The sequence below is a fragment of the Nostoc sp. JL31 genome (genome assembly GCF_017114965.1).
GTDB classification, from domain to species: Bacteria; Cyanobacteriota; Cyanobacteriia; order Cyanobacteriales; family Nostocaceae; genus Nostoc; species Nostoc punctiforme_A.
This window is the reverse complement of the sequence record NZ_JABXKO010000097.1, coordinates 37,676-60,273: the sequence shown is the minus strand read 5'-3', so window position 1 is coordinate 60,273 and position 22,598 is coordinate 37,676. Positions and strand designations below refer to the sequence as shown.

The window sequence follows — 22,598 nt, the reverse complement described above, 5'->3', positions numbered from 1 at the left end:
TTTCATGACATTGCTCTCTGAGTCAGCCAAAAACCACACTTATTGGGAGACGGAGACACTCCGCCAAGGCGTCAGAATCAAGATGCTCTCTATGAGTCCCTTTAAGGCTTTAGGCTGCGCTATCCACTCTTTCTTGCAAAATTCATTCTGTTAGCGGATAGCTAAGGTTTAGCCCATTCTGGCGACTGACTCCTAAATTCTGTTTCGTTGGATCGCCTTTCTTCCCACCGTTATGTAAAATTAAGTCCCAAGATAGTGTGTACCCGACCATCGGAGAACTTAAGCTTGGGCTATAAGTTTAGGGTTTAAGGAAATAATTATGAATAAGGAAACAGTTCCTAGTCAGGCTGAAAAGTCTAATCCAGAAGGTGATGAGCCAAAATTAAGTCCAGAGGTATTGGACAAAATTAAACACCCTGCCAGAATAGACGATGTTATTCGAGAGCAATCACCACAAGAACGTAAAAGTAACCCAGCTTTAGTACCGGAAATGATTGACGATCCAACTGATGAATGATTGGGTTTGCAAAAGATGAATCGAAAAGCTCAGATTCCCAACTTTTTAGAGAAGTCGGGAATTTTGTTATTTAATTCTTCTTGATATATTTCCAGCGTGTTGATATTTAATAGCACAGTCATAGTCTCAAGTTTTAGTTGATGAATTACTGAATAAAATTCTTTGAGAACTTGACGTAAGCCTAAGTTTTATTCACGAATATTTTGTAAGTGCGTTCATTTAGTATTTGCATCGTGTTATTCGGGGCGCTAAATCCAGCTTTAGAAAGGGACTTTCCACTCTACATTACTTCTAACTTAAGATTATTTACTCTTGTCATCTATACTAAGTTAGATTTTACAAAAGTTAAATTTTATAACCAGAGTCGTATATACAGGTGCGATCGCAAAGTAATTTAATCATAAAATGTTACCTAATTTCTGAAAGAAATATACATACCAATTCTTTTGAAGACGCAGATAAAATTCTAAATAATCTTCCTAATACCAGCAAAGTTTCCAAATTTTAAGACCAATAAAACTAATGTCTGGTGATAAATTATTAATCGAAATAAATTCAGGAATTACGCGAAATTATGAAATAACATAGACGCACCGCAAATGCGTCTTATTGGTGCAGTCTCATCTAATGAATAGAAGCAACTTGCTGCAAAGTTCTTGCGTAATTCCTGATATTGTGAAACCATATTTTGTAACTTGCGGATACAACTAACTAATTTGTCTCTAGCCTCACTCCAGAAAAAAGTACTGGTACTGGTAACAATCATGAAGCGATCGCCAAATTCAGAAAACAATCAGGAACCATCCAATCGTCGTCTGTGGCTCCTGCTTTTAGGACGTACCAGTTTGGCTCTGGGTGGGGTTTTGCTAGTTGGAATTATAGTTGGTGCTTGGTGGGCTAGAAACTATGTATACACAGATTTAGCACCGTTAGTACAGCAAAATCTTGAGCAATTACTGGGGCGTCCAGTAAAAGTTGGGAACGTTGAACGTTTTTCGCTTTCTAGTCTGAGATTTAGCTCTCTATCGATACCAGTTACTCCCAGCGATCAAGATCGGGTGCTAGCTAAAGCTTTGGAGGTGCAGTTCTCACCGTTGCAACTCCTTCTTAGCCGAAAACTGGCATTAAATGTCACCTTAGTTCAACCCAATGTCTATGTTCAACAGGATAAAGATGGTCGTTGGGTGACAGCCCAAGTTAAGGCTGGGGAGGGACAAGGCTTTATTCAAACTGAGTTGCAGTCACTTCAAATTCAAGATGGCAATATAGAGTTGATGCCATTCACTGCACCGACTAAAGCGAAAGGCTCAGTCATATTAGATCGAGTTGATGGGATTGCCCGATTTTCCGATCAAAATCAAAGGATTGGTTATGACTTTAATACTCAACTCACTAGGGGAGGCGCTGTTAAAATTGTTGGCGAAACCCAACTCAAAGCTCAACAAACTAACCTCCAGCTTTCAGCACAAAATTTACTAGCATCTGATATCACTCGATTAATTCAGTTACCGATCGCTCTGCAAGCAGGATATTTAAATGCTGATTTAGGGGTTCAGATTCCACCCAAACTTTCAGATATCGCAATTACGGGAACAGCTACAGCTAATCAAGTCACCGCTAAAATTCAAAATATTCCTCAGCCGATTTCTAATTTTAATGGGAAATTTCTATTTCAGGGTCAGACAGTTACTTTAGATAATCTGAGTACGAGCTTTGGGAAAATTCCCATTCTGGCTAATGGAACAATTAATAGCCAAACAGGTTTTAATGTTTCTGCTCAGATCAGACCAGTTAGTGCAAAAAATATCTTAGATACCCTGAAAGTAAATTCGTCAGTCCCAGCTAGTGGCGAAATTCAAGCAAATATTAAAATACTAGGCGCACTTCAACAACCAGTCGTCAATGGTACGGTAAGTAACACCAAACCAATTCAAGTTGACCGCGTTCAATTTAAAACCATCAATACTGATTTCCGCTTGAATGCATCTCAAACTGCATCTCAACTTACTGTCTCCAATTTGAGAATAGTCCCCGCAGCAGGTGGTCAAATTACAGGCGGTGGTCAAGCTAATCTGGGAACCAAAGATGGGGTAATATTTAATGCTCAAGCTGATGGCATATCAGGAGATATACTAGCACGAAGCTATGGCGTTACTCTACCGATCGCAGTGGGGAATGTTTCAGCAAAAGCCCAAATTTCTGGCTCACTTCGCAAACAGCCCTTGAAACTTGATGTTTCCAATGTTCAAGTAACGCCGCCAGCCGGAGGGAAAATCACCGCTAATGGTCAAATTCAACTGGCTCCCCAAGGTGAAGTAGGCGTAGATATTCAAGCTCAAGGTATCCCAGGAAATGCGATCGCTCAAGGTTACGGCATTTCAACTCCCATTAATATTGGTGGTATATCAGCGAACGCTAAAATTTCTGGTTCTCTGGGTACACCGTTAAACGTCAATATTTCTCGCGTTCAAGCAAATCCAGATGTGGGAGGGCAAGTCACAGCTAGCGGACGAGTTCAGCTTGCACCTCAAGGTAGGGTGGCATTGAATGTCCAAGCAAAAAATATACCAGGGGATGCGATCGCCAAAGCCTACAATTCCTCACCTTCCATCACCATTGGGAATGTCTCGGCAAATGCCGATATTTCCGGCACTCTGAGCAATCTGCAAACAGTCGCGCGGGTGCAAGCGCCTAGTGCAACTTATCCCACTACTGGACGAGTTGTTGTTACCAAACAAGGAGAGAATATCGTCTTTCCCGATGCGGTTGTGAACGTCGCAGGTGGGACAATCACAGCTCAAGGTCAACTTGCACAACAACGCTGGCAAGGAACTGTCAAAACTTCTCAAATTCAACTCAGTCGTTTCTCACCACAATTGCGAGGACGGCTGAATAGCAATATTCAGTTAGCTGGCACAACAAAATCTTTCCAACTTGCGGATATTCGCGCCGCCGGACAAATCAGCCTTCCCCAAGGAGTAGCGCAGCTGGCAAAACCTGTTACCGCAAAATTTCAGTGGAATGGACAGCAGATTATCGTTGAAAACGCAAGTACCGCAGGATTTAGTGCTAATGGTGCGATCGCTATTCAGTCTCCCCCAACTGGCGCACCCCAAATTGCGGGATTTGATTTAAATGTACTGGCGCGAAATTTCAACTTACAAAATACTGGCTTTAAAGTTCCTGGGGACGTAGCAATAGCAGGGCGACTTGATTTTAATGGGAAAGTTACAGGAACTCCAGATGTACCGCAAGCTAATGGGAATATCCGACTGCGGAATTTCAATGTAAGTAACTTGGCGTTTGACCCACTTTTAACCGGAAATGTGAATTTTCAAGGCGGACAAGGAGGAAGTCTGCGATTAGCTGGGAAACAAGATCGGATTGCCCTTAACTTAGGCGCAGATTATCGTCCCACTTCATTTTTAGTTAAACGCGATCAGGCAGTTACTACAGGTAGAACTGAGGGAGATAACTTGATTATCAACGCCCAACAGTTTCCCATCGCACTTGTTGGCGGCTTTTTACCTAACAATCAATTGAAACCTCTGGGGGGGCAATTATCGGGTAATTTAGTTGTCAATCTGAATAATTATGCCATTGCGGGGGATGTGGCGATCGCAGCACCTCGCGTTGCCAGAGTCGCAGCAGATGAATTTCGCGGCAGCATCAATTATGCCGATGGAACTGCTAGCTTGGCTAATGGTCTATTGCGGATTGGCGATAGCAACATCGCTCTCAGTGGTAATGTGCAAGCAGGGAATGACCCGCAATTTCAATTCCAAGCTAATTTTGCCGAAGCCAAAATCCAAAGACTTTTACAAGCGTTTAATATCTTCGACTTTCAAGACTTTAGTACCGGGTTGCAGCCTCCGATGTTAGCTGGTGCAGAAGCACTGCCAACTGAATCTATCAGTTTGCCGAATGCAGACTTGAAAACACAGTTAGCATATTTCTCGAATATTACAGCAGCGATGTCTACGACGGGCTACGCCAACGCCAAAGAACAGCAAGCAGAGAAAAAACAAACCCCATCTTTGCCCAGCCTTGCAGAATTAACAGGTGCTTTAAGCGGAGCAATTACAGCCAATGGCTCCTTAAAATCTGGGTTGAATGTCGGCTTTAATTTTCAAGGTGCTAATTGGCAATGGGGTAATTATTCCATCAATCAAGTCGTTGCTCAAGGGACTTTTGCCGATGGTATCGTCACACTTTCGCCCTTGAGTGTGGGGATTAATCAAGGACTAGTGGCCTTTTCGGGACAGTTAGGAACTGAGCAACTATCTGGAAAATTGAATGTAGCCAGTCTACCTCTATCACTTTTAGAGCCTTTTATCGAAAAATACCCCGTAGATATCACTGGTAATGTAAATGCTGATGCCACCTTAGCAGGTAGTTTGCAAGACCCTAGTGCGAAAGGCAAAGTGACGCTAGCAAATGCGACTCTTAACAAACAACCTGTGCAAACAGGAGAGGTGAACTTTGATTACAACAAAGCTCGCTTAACTTTTGATAGTACCTTACTAGTAACAGGAACGCAGCCAGTTGCAATTACAGGTAGCGTACCTGCTCCTTTGCCTTTTGCCAAAGTGCAACCTGATAGCAATCAAATCAACATCGACGCCAATGTGCAAAATGAAGGATTGGCACTGTTAAATCTGCTTACCAACAATCAAGTCGCTTGGGTAGATGGTCAAGGAAAAGTAGATTTAAATGTTCGAGGTACTTTAAATGAACCAATTATCAACGGCAATGCCACACTTAATAATGCGACCTTTCGCGCTGAAGCCCTATCTGAACCTCTAACCAATGTCACAGGAACAGCGCAATTTAATGGTAGTACGGTAAGCGTTGAAAATATCCAAGGTAATTACAATCAAGGGCAAGTAACTGCATCAGGTATCTTGCCAATTTTTGATGCTCAACAAGCCGCAGCCAATCCCCTGACAGTATCAATAGCAGACAAACTCAACTTTAAGCTTGCAGGACTGTATGAAGGCGGTGTTGGTGGCGATGTCGTGATTCGCGGCACAGCGTTAAAACCTGTAATTGGTGGAGAGATTAAACTGAGTGATGGTCAGGTAATTATTGGCAACTCGACTACTACTGCTAAAAAATCAGCAGCGACAGCAGAGGCTAACACTAACGTCATAAATTTAGATAGACAAGAGGTTAACCCTAACGTCACACCGACAGCAGAGAATAGCGCTAACCCAGTAGCTACAGTAGACGGAAGCAGTAAGCCAGTGGCGACAGCAGACGGAAGCACTAGCGTCGCAACTCCACCCAATTTACCTGTAGAGTTTGCAGATTTAAAGTTGATTTTAGACAAAGATATTCGGGTTACAACTCAGTCTCTACTCAGCTTTGTACCAGGAGGAGCAGCATTAAGTCAGCCTTTATTGAGCTTTGACGCTAAAGGCGACTTAACTATCAATGGTACATTAGCCAAACCACTTCCTGAAGGAGTCATTCGTTTGACAGGAGGACGACTGAGTTTATTTTCCACTGAGTTTACCTTGGCGCGGGGCTATGAACAAACTGCGCGGTTTACCCCAAGTCAAGGACTTGACCCGACTTTGGATGTCCGACTGACCGCAATTGTACCGGAAGCATCAGCAAGGAACACTCAAACTTTGGAATCACCCTTGTCTTCTGAAGTCAGCGATGTTTCTGTCAATAACTTTGGGACTTTACGTAGCGTTACCGTTCAAGCTAGGGTGAACGGGCCAGCTAGTAAATTGGGTGACAATCTAGAACTGACGAGCGAACCTAGCCGCAGTAAGGGAGAAATAGTTGCTTTGCTGGGTGGCTCAATTCTAGGTTCTTTCGGTCAAGCAGATGCAGGACAAGGACTGACTAATTTCGCTAGTTCTACCATTTTAGGTAGTTTACAAGGAACTATCACTGCGATCGGACAGGCTGTTGGTTTCAGTGAATTTCGGATATTTCCGACTCCATCTATTAATAATGAAGAATCAAAAGCATCAAGAGCTTCAATTCTTAATTTATCAGCGGAAGGTGTGTTTGATATTAATAAAAATTTCTCTGCCTCTTTATCACGCGCTCTTTCTAGCGATGACTCTTTCCGTTTCAATGTCCTCTATCGAGTCAATGACGAAATTCTGATGCGAGGCTCAACTGATGTGGGGGATGACAATCAACTTCAAGTTGAGTATGAAACTCGATTTTAGATTGCTACATTGGCATTGTCAGCCAACACAATCGCATTGCTGGCCAATAAACTAACTAATTACCTGGACAGGATATCAAGGATATCACTCAATACTGTTTGGTTAAGGCAAGACGCGATGAATCGCCGTCTTTGACGAGCAATAATTTTCATCAAAAAACCTTAACCGAACCGTATTGGGATATCACTGATGATTAAGTTGTTGGTTTGGATGTTCTTGATTTTTTACCACAGGTGATACTTCTGTCTCCACACTTTTTTCTTGGGCTTGTATTTCCAGTAGTTGGGGAATCGTCACAAATCTATAGCCTTCGGCTTTTAAACCTGCGATCATTTCTGGTAAAGCTTTGACAGATTTGGAACGGTTGCCGCCCCCATCATGCAACAGTACAATTGCACCAGGTTTTGCATATTTCAGCACATTTTTGACCAGCCCCGTAACTGGAGGCGAACGACGTTCAGCATCTCCCGATTGTTCTGACCACATCATGACAGCGTACTTCTTGTTTCTGGCATATTCGGCTAGTCCATTATTCAGAAAACCGCCAGGAGGACGAAATAGACTAGTTTTCTCTCCAGTAGTCTTGTAGATGATCTCTGCTGTACGATCGATTTCACTGGCCGCAGTAGCTAAGTCCATGTGACGATACCAATGATGCCATGTGTGATTACCAATTACGTGACCATCAGCAGCCACTTGCTTGGCAACTTGAGGAAAATATTTCACCATTTGCCCAATCATGAAGAATGTGGCTTTGACATCATTTTTCTTCAAAATTTCTAAAATCTGTGCCGTATTTTTGGGGCCAGGGCCATCATCAAAAGTTAGGGCGATAACTTTTTCATTCGGTTTTAGTTTCCCTTGATAAACGATTGTTCCCTGAAATGCCTTTGGCACTTCATTCATCTGGCCTGTTGCTGGAATGATATTCTGTGCATCTGCACTCATCAGTTTGTTATGACTCGCTTTAGCACTCTCGCTTTTTGGTTTTATAATTCCAAACAAATGCTCAAATCCGCTTGTGGTTAAAAGCAAGCTGATACATAGACTACTAGCACCAGTAACCAATGTAATAATTATTAGTTTTAGTAACAAAGATAATTTACGACTAGACACATTAAATCTCCTCAAATATTAGTTATTAGTTATTGGAGATTGGTTTCTCCCTGATGTTTCCATACCTTTACCCGGACTTGATATTACTCGTAGCCTGTTGTAATTAATATATCTACTGCTGAAAGAAAAAAGAAAACAATAAAATACCTTGAAACATTCCAGCTAAAGCTAAAGAATGTCTCAATTTAATCTGTACTAATTTGCTACTATTATTAATCTGAATAAAATAATACTCAGTAGATTTAGCTGACCAGTAGAGTCAGCAATGATAGCAGTATAACCGTAACCTGGACAAATGCTAGATAGTCATTGATTTACATAGTCGAGGACTTTGCAAGTGTCAATATTCGTTATTTGCTTGCGATCGCTTCCAGCGGGCGGTTACGCCATCGCAGTTTTTGCTTATCCTTGCCTAGAGAGGCAGAAGGTGAAAACCTACTACCTCATATCCTCTTCAATCTTCATCAAGGGCTGGGAAAGCTTCTTCAAGCTGCCACAACCGATCTTTATTTTCAACGAACCAAACACGAGTTTCTGGAGTTAATTTACTCCAAATGTCTTCAACAGGGATGTGAGGAGATGCATACTGGTACTGCTGACCAAGTGATTTGAGATTGTCCGCTACATCACGGGGAATTCCGAATTGTTCCCAGTCAACTGTTATATGTCTTCCCGAAACTCCGGCTGTGGGGTCGAAAACCAATTGTGCCGATCTGACTAAATCAGCAAAGTGTTTCGGTTTGAGTTTGGTGATTTCCTGAAGTTGGAGTGATTCGTTATGCTCTTGAGACATGATCGCCGCAGTGGTAAAGATTAGTGATTCAGTTGAACTTACTGCCAGAGATTTTTATCCCAATATTTTTACTTTAGCGCAGACCCATTAACTCGATCGTGACTTAACAAGACTTGGGGTTTGAGCAAATCGTTTGAGGTGAGCAAATTTACCACACATCTATCAGTAAAATGTCTAAGCTAGTAATGAAAAGTTTGTAGTAAGCACTAAAGTGCTTACTACGAAATGTTCTCAGCACTTATTTTAGTGACGAGTGTAGGAACGCTCAAAGCGAGTTTTGAGTGTATGAGCCATAACAGATATGACAATTGCTGCTATGGAAAGCGATATTGCTGCGATTTTGATTCTAGAATCATCTGCAAGTATCGCTACAGCAGCTAGAGCGATCGCTACTCCGATACAACTTTGTTTAACCCGATTTGTCACTTGATAAGCTCGATTGCAAGAACTACAAATAAGTGTGTGTCGTGAAAATCTATCTAGCAAAATCGGCTTTGAATTCAACTCGTCATTCTCAACATTTTTCCATGTAGAATAGCCTTGATAAAAAGGCAAAGATGACCCAAATTTATCTAGCCACTTACGGAACTCAATCACTAATGTGTCAGATGTTTTTAGCGGCAAATATAATTCTTTGAGACTTCTTCCCAAGCGCTCAATTTCTGCCTGTTGTCCCGCAATCAGAGGCAAATCCTGCTCCAATATTTTGTTTGTATTCAAGTGATCGAGCCAGCGCGGCCTCAGCTTGACTCCCCAAGTCATGAAATTACGATAACCTCTAGCTAAAAGACGGCATCGCCCTTTACCTAAAGGAATTGAATACAAAGCTAGTCCAAATGTCCAATCTTTTTTTTCAATATAAGCAGTGTTCAGCACAAGACTTGGAGCAACAAAATCAACATACTTCCAGGCTTCATTTGATTTGTTAGCTCCCCGCCACCTGCCTTTAACCCCCTGAACCGAATTCTCTAGCACTTCCATTTCTAGCGGTTGGGCATTTTTACGATTACCACCACCCCTAGTGCCATTATGGCTAATAGCAACATGAGCCGGATCGATAACATTTTCGACTAGATATGTTTGGTCATAAGGCAGATCCAATATAAAGTCTGCACACACAAATCCTGACTTATCTAAATCTGGCAAAATTGGAATAATTTCATCAACAGCAGTTTCTTTTTCGCCAGCCCATACCCAAATCATACCTTGGCGTTCCACAACTTTAAAGGATGGCACGCAAGCATTGACTGGAATTTTTGCATCTGTTGGTAATTGGGGAATGTGCAGACATTGACCATCACTGCCAAATTGCCAGCCGTGATATAAGCATTCAATTTTGCCGTCAATAATTTGTCCTTCAGAAAGTTTGGCTGTACGGTGAGGACAACGATCTGCTAAACAAATCAATTGTCCATCTTTGTCTTTGAACAAAACCAAAGGTTCATCGTACAGGGAAAAGCTATGAGGGTGGTTGGCAGGCAAATCTTTTACGAAGGTGACGGGATACCAGCATTGCCTCCAGTTAAATTCTTGCTTTTCCTCTAGTTTCTCAAAGGTAGAAGTTGGTGGTGTCGCCTGTAGTGTTTCTGTTTCTGATGACATATTTCTCTCCAGGTTTCTATTATTTTAGACTTTTGGATTGGTAAATCTTTAGTCCCATAGATAGAACATTTCTAGGGTAAAAATTAAAAAATCACTAAAGTAGAGCGGTGTAAATAATTCAAGGTTTGTAGCTTCAGCCCTATTATGAGGACTAAAGTCCTCTCTGCGAGACGCTTCGCGAACACTACAAACTAATCTCAATATCTTTTACATTAATTAATCTAGTTTTATTTATTCTCACCGAATTATTAATGGGCAAGCATTTTGAACAAGTCAAAGGTCATTTTGCTTGCGGAAAACACTGAAATGAGTAAGCAAACTGGGGTTTGAATAAGTCAAAGTTCGTTTTGCTTGCGGAAAACACCAAAATGAGTAAGCAAACACAGCTTTTGAATAAGTCAAACGTCATTTTGCTTGCGGAAAACACCAAAATGAGTAAGCAAACACAGCTTTTGAATAAGTCAAACGTCATTTTGCTTGCGGAAAACACCAAAATGAGTAAGCAAACACAGCTTTTGAATAAGTCAAACGTCATTTTGCTTGCGGAAAACACCAAAATGAGTAAGCAAACACAGCTTTTGAGTAAGTCAAACGTCATTTTGAGAAAGCATTTAAGTATTTTTAGCAAGTAAACGGGTATTTTTATAAAGAAATGAGGCTTTTTGTTGAAGAAGGCAGAAGGCAGGAGGCAGAGGGCAGAAGGGACAATTAAGAAGGGGATTCAGACCCCTCCTTAATTGGGGCCACCAAATCAGAGATTGTGGTGGGGGTCTTAAACCCTTACTCCCTCCGGTCGTGGCAGAGGGCAGAAAACAGTATTCCTTCTGCCTCCTGCCCTCTGCCTTTCTTGATAAAGTAATCAGCAAATATACTTGACGATTAAAAATAGCGTCGGTACAAATAAAGTAAACGCTCAAATCACTTAATAACTTTTCTATAACTTTCAATTAGTGATTTGTTTATAGAGGAAGGAATTGCCTCAGCTACTCATCTTCGATTAGAACTGTAACAGCAGCGATCGCAATCAACATTTCGTCATTTTTATCGTTGAGTTCGGGAATCGCCCGCCCCTGAACGATCATCCCGCCAGATTCTACGGTGAGGGTTTTTCGCCCAAATGGTAATACAGCGAGTACTTCTTCTTCTCTAACTTGTTCTGGGTATGGCACTGCCACTTGAACTTCTATAATCATTTGATTGGGATGACTTAAACCTGCAACTTCCCAAACACCAGGTAAGGCATTGTGAGCGATCGCATTTCGTACTGCCCTAGATGCTGCTACAGTCGGTTCTTGTCCATGCTGATCGATTCCCATCCCCATCTCAATAATCAATCGTTTACGCGCCATTAGCTACCTCCGGTAAATTTTGCACCTTTGACTTTATATAAATCAGGAGTCAAAAGCCAGCATCTAGAATTCTTTGAATACTGACTTCTAACTCCCCAAGCGAGAGAATTATATCTATGGCCTTCTAAAAAAGGAGGCAAAATTAGTGGTAGATTCTGATTATTGGAACTTATGCCGACTGAGGTGATTTAGACCATACGCTGCAAGCGACTCAAACGCTCGGAGTAACTTTTCATCACCTGTATCGCAAACATAGGTGTTTCCTGAACAGCAAAGAGAAACCCCTCTTCATCAAGGAAACCTAGTTTAGTATCCACCTTAGCAATAGCTGTGTAATTTCTATTTTTTTGCCCTACAAGTATCCCAGCACCAAAAACTTCGCCTGTTTCAATGGTTTCTACAACCTTGCCATTGACTACTATATCTACCTCTCCTTCCAGAATGCCGTACATATTATCACCAGACTGTCCTTCTTCAAAGATGACTTCACCTGCTGAGAATACTTTAGGATCGGGTTGTTTTTGAAAGATACTGACTGTTATTACAGGACTTAGCATTAGAGCAACCCCAAAATTTTTGGTTTTTAGACGAAACTTGTTGATAGCTTTAGGCGAACCCAGAAAAGTATACTACTTTCTGTCGATTAACTCTCAATCTCCGCAAAATTTCTGATTAATCGTCTATAAACCTCTCCCTGGTTTTACAATGCAAAACCGTCCCTCTCGCCCGTCGGAGAGAGACACTTTTACCCCACCCTAACCCTCCCCTTTCTAAGGGGAGGGAACTAGATTTTCTTGTTTCCCCCCAATGCATCGGGGGGATTAAGGGGGGTAATTCGACTTGTGTATACACGCCGAAGCGGAGAGGGACTGGGGGGAAGGTCAAATAATACTTATCAAACTCAGGTTAAAATAGTGAATTTTGGTTTTCAGGCTATCTTCTATAATTAATAAAACCTGCACACCTAATTCTAGGCATGAGACTGTGACCGAATCAGGAAGTTACAAAGATACTGTAAACCTACCCAAGACTAATTTTGATATGCGGGCAAACGCCATCAAGCGCGAGCCTGAAATCCAAAAATTTTGGGAAGAAAATAAAATTTACGATCGCCTCTTTGAAAATAACCCCGGCGAATTATTTATACTGCACGATGGGCCTCCCTACGCTAATGGCTCACTCCATATTGGTCATGCCTTAAATAAAATTCTCAAAGATATTATTAACCGCTACCAAATGTTACAAGGGCGTAAAGTTCGCTACGTTCCTGGTTGGGATTGTCACGGATTGCCAATTGAGTTAAAAGTTTTGCAGAACATGAAGTCAGCAGAACGGCAAAATTTAACGTCTTTACAACTGCGGCAGAAAGCAAAAGAATTTGGTCTAGCTACGGTAAATGACCAGCGCCAAAATTTTAAACGCTACGGTATTTGGGGGGATTGGGAAAACCCTTATCTAACTCTGAAGCCGGAATATGAAGCGGCTCAAATTGGCGTGTTTGGTCAGATGTTCTTAAAAGGCTACATCTATCGCGGTTTGAAGCCGGTTCACTGGAGTCCCAGTTCTAAAACCGCTTTGGCTGAAGCTGAGTTGGAATATCCAGAAGGTCACGTTTCCCGCAGTATCTATGCAGCTTTTGCAATCACAAGTTTGGCGGAAGCTGTAAAACCACTGTTGGCGGAATATCAATCAGATTTGGGCGTGGCTATCTGGACGACTACACCTTGGACAATTCCAGGGAATTTGGCTGTGGCGGTAAATGCAGATTTAAATTATGCAGTGGTGGAAGTTTCTCGCCCAGAGGGGGAGGCGCAGAGTAATTTCAAATACCTAATCGTTGCTGCTGATTTAGTAGAACGTTTATCTTCAACGTTGGGAGTTGAGTTAACTGTAAAAGCCACGTTCAAAGGGAATGATTTAGAACATACTACTTATCGTCATCCTCTATATGACCGCGAAAGTCCGATTGTCGTCGGCGGTGATTACATTACTACTGAATCGGGTACGGGATTAGTGCATACTGCTCCCGGTCATGGTCAAGAAGACTACATTGTTGGTCAACGCTACGGTTTGCCTATCCTTGCACCAGTAGATGACAATGGCAATTTTACCGAAGAAGCGGGACAATTTGCGGGGTTAAATGTTCTGGGTGATGGGAATCAAGCGGTAATTGATGCATTAAATGCGGCTGGTTCTTTGTTGAAAGAAGAACCATACCCCCACAAATATCCTTATGATTGGCGGACGAAAAAGCCAACGATTTTCCGCGCCACTGAACAATGGTTTGCTTCGGTGGAAGGATTTAGAGAAGAAGCATTAAAGGCGATCGCCACGGTAAAATGGATTCCAGCCCAAGGTGAAAATCGCATCACGCCAATGGTGGCGGAACGTTCCGATTGGTGTATCTCTCGTCAACGCGCTTGGGGTGTACCCATTCCCGTTTTCTACGATGAAGCCACGGGAGAACCACTGCTGAATGAGGAAACTATTAACTACGTCCAAGCAATTATCGCTGAAAAAGGTTCCGATGCTTGGTGGGAACTTTCGGTTGAGGAGTTATTACCCGAATCCTATCGTAATAATGGCAAGTCTTACCGCCGGGGTACAGACACAATGGATGTATGGTTTGATTCTGGCTCATCTTGGGCAGCTGTCGTTCAACAGCGTCCAGAGTTACGCTACCCAGCTGACATATATTTGGAAGGTTCCGACCAACATCGCGGTTGGTTTCAATCCAGTTTGCTCACCAGCGTAGCAGTAAATGACATTGCGCCTTACAAAACTGTGCTAACTCACGGCTTCGCTTTGGATGAACAAGGGCGAAAGATGAGTAAGTCAGAAGGAAATGTGGTTGACCCAAATACAATCATTGAAGGCGGAAAAAATCAAAAAGTAGAACCGCCTTACGGTGCAGATGTATTGCGATTGTGGGTATCATCGGTTGACTACTCCGGCGATGTTCGCATTGGCAAAAACATCATCAAGCAAATGAATGATGTTAGAGGCAAAATTCGCAATACGGTGCGGTTTTTGTTGGGTAGCTTGGATGATTTTGACCCGGAAAAAGATGCAGTTCCCTTCGAAGAATTGCCAGAACTTGACCGTTATATGCTGCACCGCATCACCGAAGTATTTGAAGAAGTAACCGAAGCCTTTGAGAGTTTCCAATTCTTCCGCTTTTTCCAAACAGTGCAGAATTTCTGCGTGGTGGATTTATCCAACTTTTATTTAGATGTTGCCAAAGACAGGCTGTACATCAGTGCAAAAGATGCTTTCCGCCGTCGCAGTTGTCAAACGGTGCTGAAGATAGCTTTAGAAAATTTAGCACGAGCGATCGCACCAGTGTTATCTCACACTGCCGAAGATATCTGGCAATATTTCCCTTACAAAACACCTTACAAATCGGTATTTGAAGCCGGTTGGGTACAGGTTGAAGAAAAATGGCGTAATCCAGAGTTAGCGGAATTTTGGGAAACGCTGCGACAACTTCGCACCGATGTGAATAAGGTGTTAGAACAAGCCAGGATAGAAAAACTCATTGGTTCTTCCTTGGAAGCCAAAGCTTTGATTCATATACCTCACAAACAATTAGGCGATGCTATCAAAGCCTTTAACCCGGTTAAAGGTAACGGGATTGACGAACTGCGGTATTTATTGCTGACTTCCCAAGTGAAATTATTAGATTCTGCTGAGGGTTTGCAAGGATTAGAATATACAGCACAGACAGAAGACTGGACAATTGCTGTAGTAAAAGCAGATGGGCAAAAGTGCGATCGCTGTTGGAACTACTCTATTCATGTGGGAGAATCAGCAGAACATCCCCTAATTTGCGAACGATGCGTTGCAGCCTTAGCTGGAGAATTCTAAAAGCAAAAATCCCACAGTAGGAGTGAAAAAGAATATAGAGACGAGCAGTGCTAAGTCTCTATTAGGGTTCTGTATAACGCCTATTTAATTTCTGGAAATATTTTTTTAGCTTGATGAAGTCCGCATAAGCGGACTTCGCTTGTATAGCTAGTGTTCTGTCCCATTAATTTTGATGGGTGAATCAAATTTCAAATTCTCTTCTTTCCTTCTTCCTTCGTGTACTTCGCGCCTTCTCTGCGAGATGCTACGCGTAGCTTCTCCGTGGGAGTATGCGGTTCGTTCTCTTGGCCCTGAAATGTAATGAGACAGACTACTAGTACAGCACGGCTTAAATAAACATACCATTTCAAATGGCGCAAGAAGCTCGGAATACAATTCTTTTGACTTTTGACTTCCGCCTTGCGGTACTAGTCATTACCAGAAATTACGCAACTTGCACAAAGTTAAATATGTGATTAAATCAGGTTGCAGTCAGCGACTGAAAAAAGATTTTATGTAATACGCATTATAGTTATCTCGTATTATGTAGAAGTTCTAAGTGTAATATACTTTTACATAAAAAATTTGGGTATTATCACTGAATCTTCGTCAGTATTTTCACTGTATTATTTTCAATTAAGGAGCCAAACCAATAGATTGTTAAGAAAATCTAAAGGTATGGATTAATACGTAGAATTTAGTTTAAAACATCCATTAACTCAATCAAAATTTAACAGATACAAAGATATGTCAAATAAAGTTGCTAAAGAATTGGCTGATTTTCTGATGCAAATAGAACAGCGATCGCAGCTTCATGCAGGCTATCCATATAATTTAAGTTGTGATTATAGTGCGATCAGCAAATTTTTCAATTTTCTATTAAATAATGCTGGAGATCCATATATTGAACCAGATTTTGGTCTCCATTCTCGTAAATTTGAGCAAGAAGTATTATCTTTTTTTGCCCACCTGTACAAAATTCCAGAAAATCAGTTTTGGGGTTATGTTACTGCTGGCGGAACTGAAGGTAATTTATATGGAATATTCTTAGCAAGAGAAATCTATCCCGATGGCATTCTTTACTCATCACAAGACTCTCATTACTCCATACCAAAAGCAGCAAAACTATTCCGCATCAAACATAATATTGTTAACTCACAAATTAATGGAGAGATGAATTATGAACATTTTGAAAAACTTGTTAGCGAAAATCGGAATTATCCTGCGATCGTCAATTTGAATATTGGGACTACTGTCAAAGGTGCAATTGATAACTTAGACAAAGTTCTCGAAATCTTAGAACGCAATCAGATTAAAGATTACTACATTCACTGTGATGCTGCACTTTCAGGATTAATATTACCCTTTCTAGATGGCGCTCCACAAGTTAACTTTCAAAAACCCATAGATAGTATAGCTATTTCTGCTAAATTCATTGGTTCTCCCTTACCTTGCGGTGTAGTTTTAACCAAGAAAAAATGGGTAGAAAAAGTTGAAACAGAAATTGAATATATTGGTTCATCAGATACAACAATTCTGGGTTCTAGAAACGGTCATACCCCTCTGATTCTCTGGTATGCAATACAAACAAGAGGTTATGATGGATTAGCCAAAGAAGCAAAAACCTGTATAGATAATGCTCAATATCTTTTCCAACAACTTAAAATCAGAGAATATCCATGTATGCTCAATAAATTTTCCAATACCGTAGTATTTCAAAAACCTTCTCAAAAATTAATTAAAAAGTGGCAGTTAGCAATTTATGAAAATTGGGTACACATCGTAGTCATGCAAAATATCGAGCGGCACAAAATTGATACTTTTGTTAACGAGCTTTTGTTAGAAGAAGGGTTACTTGATAACGTAGAAAATTTCCAGCTACAGTCAGCGCTACACTAAAAATAAATTGGCAAGTGAAATTTATTGCCCAGGTTGAAAAGTGTTTCTCTAAACAGAATTTGCTCCCAAGATTTTATCTTTTTAAAAAGTTTTTTCCGCACAAGTTAGCAGCAAGTAGTATTTCTACTTCTGCCCGTTCCATAGGTGGTAAGAAGAAATACCCTTGCCCATAATCACATTGTAAAGCCTTCAATTGCGCTAATTGGTCTAAAGTTTCTATGCCTTCTGCTGTTACAGACATATTTAAATTATGGGCTAATGTCACAATCGCGCGAATAATTTCTAAGTTTTCTCCTCGACTACCTATACTAGTGACAAAAGAGCGGTCAATCTTAATGGTTTTGATTGGTAGGCGATGTAGATAACTCAAAGATGAATAGCCAGTCCCAAAATCATCCATGTGCATCTCGACATTCAGCGCTGTTAACTGGGAAAGGACGGTGGTAGCTAATTCAAAATTATCCATCAACAAGCTTTCAGTAATTTCCAATTTCAAATAGCATGGCTCAAGTCCAGTTTGCTGCAAAATATGTTTAACCTGTTTAAACACATCAGGTTGTGTGATTTGCTTACCAGAAAAATTTACGCTAATTGTCAGAGGTTGTGAGATAGGAAATTGTTTATGCCATTTCTGCATTTGGTAACAGGCTTCATAAAGCACCCATTGTCCGATACTAATAATCATGCCAGTTTCCTCAGCCAAAGGAATAAAATCTTGAGGGGAAATAAGCCCTCGTTCTGGATGATACCAACGTATCAGTGCCTCAAATCCAATAATTTTGCCAGTTTCTAGTGAAATAATTGGCTGGTAATCAAGGCGAAATTCTTCTTGCTTGAGCAGCGCATTTCGCAGAGCAGTTTCTAACTCTAAGAGTAAAGCTGCACCCTCGTGCATCTTTGGATCAAAAACCTCATAACGTGCTTTACCAAGTGATTTAGCACAATACATTGCCACATCAGCATCGCGTAGAATCTGCGCTGCTTGCTCATAATCTGCTCTACTTAAAGCAATGCCAATACTAACATTAGTAAACACCCGATGCTCATTTAATTGAAATGGCAAAGCTAGCACCTTTTTAATTCGCTCGGCCACCTGTATTGGGGTGTTAATATCCTCAATTTCGTCAATTAAGATTGTGAACTCATCTCCGCCAAAACGAGCAACTATGTCTCCGCCTCGCAGAACTGACTTTAGCCGATGAGAAATTGCAATCAAAAGTTGATTTCCTAGTAGATGTCCAAGGCTGTCATTAACAACTTTAAAGCGGTCTAGGTCTAAGAAGAGTACAGCAAATAAATAATTATTTTGCTGTTTACCCTGTTCTATTGCCTGCTGCACCCGCTCCATAAATAATCGTTGATTAGGTAATCCAGTTAGCCCATCATGAAGACTATTGTGCAGTAATTGTTCTTGTGCTTCTTGACGTTTAACAATGTCTTGTTGAAGTTGTTGATTAACTCTAATCAGTTCAATAGTGCGTTCTAGCACCAACTGCTCAAGCTGATAACGATACTGGACTAATTCTTCTTCTGCTAGCTTTCGTTTAGTGATATCACGAACAATCACAATATACTCCCGTAGCAGAGAATTAAATGGCTGTGAAATCGTCGATTCAACAATTCGCAAACCTTGGTTAATTTTCAAGCTTTGCTCACTCCGAGTAGACCATTGCTCCGGTTTACCGCGATAGCATATTAGAAGTTGACTCAAGTTTTGTCCAAGCAGCTGCTGAACACTTGTCTGAAATAATTCTTCAGCAGCAGCATTTGTCTGAGAAATTGTCCCGTCTTCATCTAATACTAAAACAGTATCGGGAACGGTATCGAGAGTAGTGATAAATAGGTTTCTTGCTTGTTTGCGTGCTTCATCAATAGCAATAATTTGTGGTAAAGTTGTCCAGCAAGCGATCGCAACCCCTGTAAAAGAAAGCGTCACTAATAAAATCGCTAAAAAAGAATGTTGAGGATTACTAGAAAGTCTATCTAAAAAATCGCGAATAACCCAACTGATTGTGGCAGTAATACAAATTAATGATACTAAAACAATCACTTGTAATACTACAAAATCTGGATTATTTCTACTAGACTTAGTATCGTAACGCTGTGTCCACCAAGTTGGGTGTAAAGGTGCAAATCTTAAGCGGCGTAGTAATAAATCTCCGAGCATCAAAATAATGGGTAATAATAATCCCACTAAGAAATCTCTCCAGTTCCAAGCTAAACCTCCCACTATTAGAACTACTGCTTCTATCAAGAAAAACCCAAGCGACAACCAAGGCCATAACACGTAAGGTTTACCACGGCACATCCATAATCCCAGATGTAGACCCATAATAGACATGAGATAACAGGTGCCTGCTACTGTGACAAGTTGAGATATATTTCCCAAATTTAGACAAAGCAAACTGAGTAGAAAGGTAACTAAAATAGCAGGGACAAGGACACCTTGACGGGAAACTAATGCAAATATAGGAGCAAGCTGTCTGTCTAAGGCAAGCTGATATAATATCCGAGGAGAATTAGAAACTGCTGTAGCAGAACTTAGAAGGCAAGATATAGTAATCAGAAGTGTTACTAAAAAGGAGGTAGATTCACCCCAAAAAGGTTTAGAAGCCGCTACCAGATTTAAGAATACATCGTCACCTATTGTTGAATTGGGAGCAGAACACATTAATACCCAAGAACCACCTAGAAACACCGGAGGAATTAACCAAGCAGCTACGGTTAAAAACTTTAAAGTTTTATATGGGTGGCGACTATCAGCAACAAAAGAAGAAGTGGTTTCACAAGCATAAATTGAATAGCTAGCTAGAAAAAACCACTTTGCCCATTCTTGAAAGCTCAAGTTATGTGTGCTAATTGGGAGAAAATTAAAATTAGCAGATGAGAAGGTTAACCATAATACGCCTTGGACACAAAACACTAACAGTAATAAAATTGCTGGAAATACAAAAAATAAATGTAGGAGCGCCAAAGCACGGGTGCCACTGAACGCTAAAATGAATGGAATGGCTGTAAATAAAACTTTTAAGAAAGTTTCTGGACAATAAAGACCTAATGTTTCAAAATTGACTTTAATTAAGTTAGTGAGAATAATCGCATACAGTGCTGGTGCTGCTGCCCAGCTAAAAAAGTATCCTAATGCTACGTAACGGCCTAAGCTAGGAAATTTCTTTAATAACCTTGTGGTATAGTTTGGTGTCCCTCCAGCAACATCTAACCAATGTCTACCTAGACTTTGTACTTGCAAGTTAAGCAAAAAGGAAATAATCGTGCCAAAAAACCAAACTAAGATAGCTTTTGGGCCTAACGCTGCATGAATGATGGGGGCAGTACCAATCCATCCAACATGACCAGTTAACCCGAAGCCCCAGGTTTCGAGATAACTTAGAGTCCGTGGTAGGCGCATTAGCAAGTGTTGATTGTTCTCCGCCCGTGCAGAATCATTACTAACCATTGTTTCTTAGTGAGATTTACTGACCTTTTCACTCAATAGCTGAATCTCACCGATTATAGCTTCCGTATAACTGCTGAACTTTAGAAAAGGATAACTCATTTGTCACTGAATTGTGAATTTTAGATTTTAGATTTTAGATTTACCCCATACCTAAAGCCTTTTTCTGCAAGAAAGAATTTTAACTTTGGGATTTGAGATTTGTTCCACGTAGCTTGTTTCTCACGGAGTAAATATAAATTCTCTTTCTTTAGACCTTTGTGAAAATCGAAAGGTTCAGATTTCTGACTTAATTTAATAGACAGCTCCAGAAATTAATTATTCATTGCCTGAAACCCTTGTAAAGACGTAGCATTGCTGCGTCTTTACAATTCATATCTCTAATTTAATAAATCAGAAATTATGTTGTTCATCAATGATTAAGTAGGGCTATAGCTTTTGCAACAACTCCTGAGTTAATTGCAAGAAAGCTTTTGAACCTGCTGATTGAGGAGCAATTAAAACAGCTGGCATAAAACTATCAACAGCCTTAGCAACGTTGACATCAACTGGTATTTGTACTTTGCAAATTTTTTCGACACCAAAATCTTCTACAACGCGGTGCATTACTTGTTTATAGTATCTCCCCGTGAGCAGGTTAGCGCTAGACATACTAAATACAATTCCCAACATTTTTATATCTATCTTGGTTTCATGTCCGTGACTATCTTTTAATTGGGCAATCCGTCTTTCTAGGAGTTGAATACCTACTACAGATAATGGTTCTGGTTTCGCAGGGAGTATGTAGAAATCACTAGCGGCTAAAGCGCTACGAGTCAATAGATTATAGCCAGGGGCGCAATCGAGAAGGATAAAATCATATTCTTGACGTACTGGTTTTAAGATGTTATTAATTAAGACCCTTTCAAAGCGATTCCAAATCGTTTCAAAGTCCTGTTCGCCCAAAGCAGTTGCTTGCTGATGCAGCATTTCTGAAACAACAAATTCATCATATAAATCGATGTCTCCTGGCAATAAATCTAGTCCGGGAAGATTACAAACCTGGGATTGAATAATATCCTGAATTGTAAGTTTTGCTTGTGGGTCTGGATTGATAACTTCGTCTATCAGATACCTAAATGTCTTACTTTGTTTCCGACGCTTGGCAAAATCTAAAGGCGACATCAAGCTGAGTGTGGCACTAATTTGGCTGTCTAAATCAAGGACAAGCACCCGCTTGCCATGATTTTTAGCTAAACAGGTAGCTAAGTTGACGGTGAGGGTGGTTTTACCAACACCACCTTTCATATTGGCAGTAGCAATTACATATCCCATTGATTGAGTCCTCTATTGACGCATTCCCACTAGTACCGCAAGGCGGAAGTCAAAAGTCAACTGATTTTGGATTTTAAATTTTGGATTTTGGATTGATCCCGACCACAAGGGTCAACTGATTTTGAATTGACGATTTTGGATTTTGGATTAAAAAATTCTCAATCTAAAATCTAAAATTGGCACGGTCAAAAGTCAAAATGAATACAGCGTAAGAGTTTCGTTGATTTGGAATGGGTGGTTTATTTACGCCGTGATGTACTAGTCTGTCAAGAAATAATTGAGAGGTGCGGATTGTTTGTAGTTAGCGTTAAAGCACAAACTACGAACCTAACGCGGTGTGCAACTTTCTCTCAAACCTAACCCCCAGCCCCTTCCCTACAAGGGAAGGAGAGCAAGACTTAAAGCCCTCTCCCCGCTTGCCTAACGGCAGGCTGACGCCAACGGGGAGAGGTTTAGAGAGAGGTTTCAAGAATAAGTCGCACATCGCACAACCTATCAAATCAAACTTGACAGA

12 protein-coding genes are annotated in these 22,598 nt (G+C 40.8%); 5 read left to right on the top strand and 7 right to left on the bottom strand.

All coding sequences use genetic code 11. The annotated features are described in order from the left end of the window. Window positions 1-319 precede the first annotated feature (319 nt). Both HWQ43_RS23655 and HWQ43_RS23650 read left to right on the top strand, forming a co-directional pair. A complete protein-coding gene (locus HWQ43_RS23655; RefSeq protein ID WP_292738420.1) occupies window positions 320-517 on the top strand; it encodes a hypothetical protein in 198 nt (65 codons plus the stop codon). Between the two features lie 716 nt (window positions 518-1,233). Further along, complete coding sequence (locus HWQ43_RS23650) at window positions 1,234-6,711, top strand: translocation/assembly module TamB domain-containing protein (RefSeq protein WP_366932889.1); 5,478 nt, start codon at window positions 1,234-1,236, stop codon at window positions 6,709-6,711. A gap of 183 nt (window positions 6,712-6,894) precedes the next feature. Here the strand turns inward: HWQ43_RS23650 and HWQ43_RS23645 are convergent, their stop codons facing one another. The 3 genes from HWQ43_RS23645 to HWQ43_RS23635 form a co-directional block, all read right to left on the bottom strand. Then, entirely contained in the window at window positions 6,895-7,827 is a 933-nt protein-coding gene (locus tag HWQ43_RS23645) for a polysaccharide deacetylase family protein (protein ID WP_292738419.1), read from the bottom strand. Window positions 7,828-8,281: 454 nt separating this feature from the next. Further along, complete coding sequence (locus HWQ43_RS23640; protein ID WP_292738418.1) at window positions 8,282-8,620, bottom strand: hypothetical protein; 339 nt, start codon at window positions 8,618-8,620, stop codon at window positions 8,282-8,284. Between the two features lie 243 nt (window positions 8,621-8,863). Continuing rightward, window positions 8,864-10,222: a Rieske 2Fe-2S domain-containing protein gene (locus HWQ43_RS23635; RefSeq protein ID WP_292738417.1), complete on the bottom strand. Its 1,359-nt coding sequence runs from the start codon at window positions 10,220-10,222 to the stop codon at window positions 8,864-8,866. 368 nt (window positions 10,223-10,590) lie between these two features. On the opposite strand from HWQ43_RS23635, the gene HWQ43_RS23630 reads away from it, so the two are divergent. Continuing rightward, the gene (locus HWQ43_RS23630; protein WP_292738416.1) at window positions 10,591-10,854 is read left to right on the top strand and encodes a hypothetical protein; all 264 of its coding nucleotides are present in this window, start codon (window positions 10,591-10,593) and stop codon (window positions 10,852-10,854) included. Between the two features lie 351 nt (window positions 10,855-11,205). Here HWQ43_RS23630 and HWQ43_RS23625 read toward each other — a convergent pair whose 3' ends face one another. Together HWQ43_RS23625 and HWQ43_RS23620 are read right to left on the bottom strand one after the other, a co-directional pair. Continuing rightward, window positions 11,206-11,571: a Lin0512 family protein gene (locus HWQ43_RS23625; protein WP_099101269.1), complete on the bottom strand. Its 366-nt coding sequence runs from the start codon at window positions 11,569-11,571 to the stop codon at window positions 11,206-11,208. Window positions 11,572-11,759: 188 nt separating this feature from the next. Further along, a complete protein-coding gene (locus tag HWQ43_RS23620) occupies window positions 11,760-12,128 on the bottom strand; it encodes a Crp/Fnr family transcriptional regulator (RefSeq protein ID WP_292738415.1) in 369 nt (122 codons plus the stop codon). A gap of 427 nt (window positions 12,129-12,555) precedes the next feature. Here HWQ43_RS23620 and ileS point away from each other — a divergent pair, with 427 nt between their 5' ends. Together ileS and HWQ43_RS23610 are read left to right on the top strand one after the other, a co-directional pair. Next, window positions 12,556-15,438: an isoleucine--tRNA ligase gene (ileS, locus tag HWQ43_RS23615; RefSeq protein ID WP_292738414.1), complete on the top strand. Its 2,883-nt coding sequence runs from the start codon at window positions 12,556-12,558 to the stop codon at window positions 15,436-15,438. 726 nt (window positions 15,439-16,164) lie between these two features. Next, entirely contained in the window at window positions 16,165-17,316 is a 1,152-nt protein-coding gene (locus HWQ43_RS23610; protein WP_292738413.1) for a histidine decarboxylase, read from the top strand. Window positions 17,317-17,389: 73 nt separating this feature from the next. On the opposite strand, the gene HWQ43_RS23605 is transcribed toward HWQ43_RS23610, so the two are convergent. Together HWQ43_RS23605 and HWQ43_RS23600 are read right to left on the bottom strand one after the other, a co-directional pair. After that, entirely contained in the window at window positions 17,390-20,773 is a 3,384-nt protein-coding gene (locus tag HWQ43_RS23605) for an amino acid permease (protein ID WP_292738412.1), read from the bottom strand. A 426-nt stretch (window positions 20,774-21,199) separates the two neighbouring features. Further along, complete coding sequence (locus tag HWQ43_RS23600) at window positions 21,200-22,084, bottom strand: ParA family protein (protein WP_292738411.1); 885 nt, start codon at window positions 22,082-22,084, stop codon at window positions 21,200-21,202. Window positions 22,085-22,598: the final 514 nt, after the last annotated feature.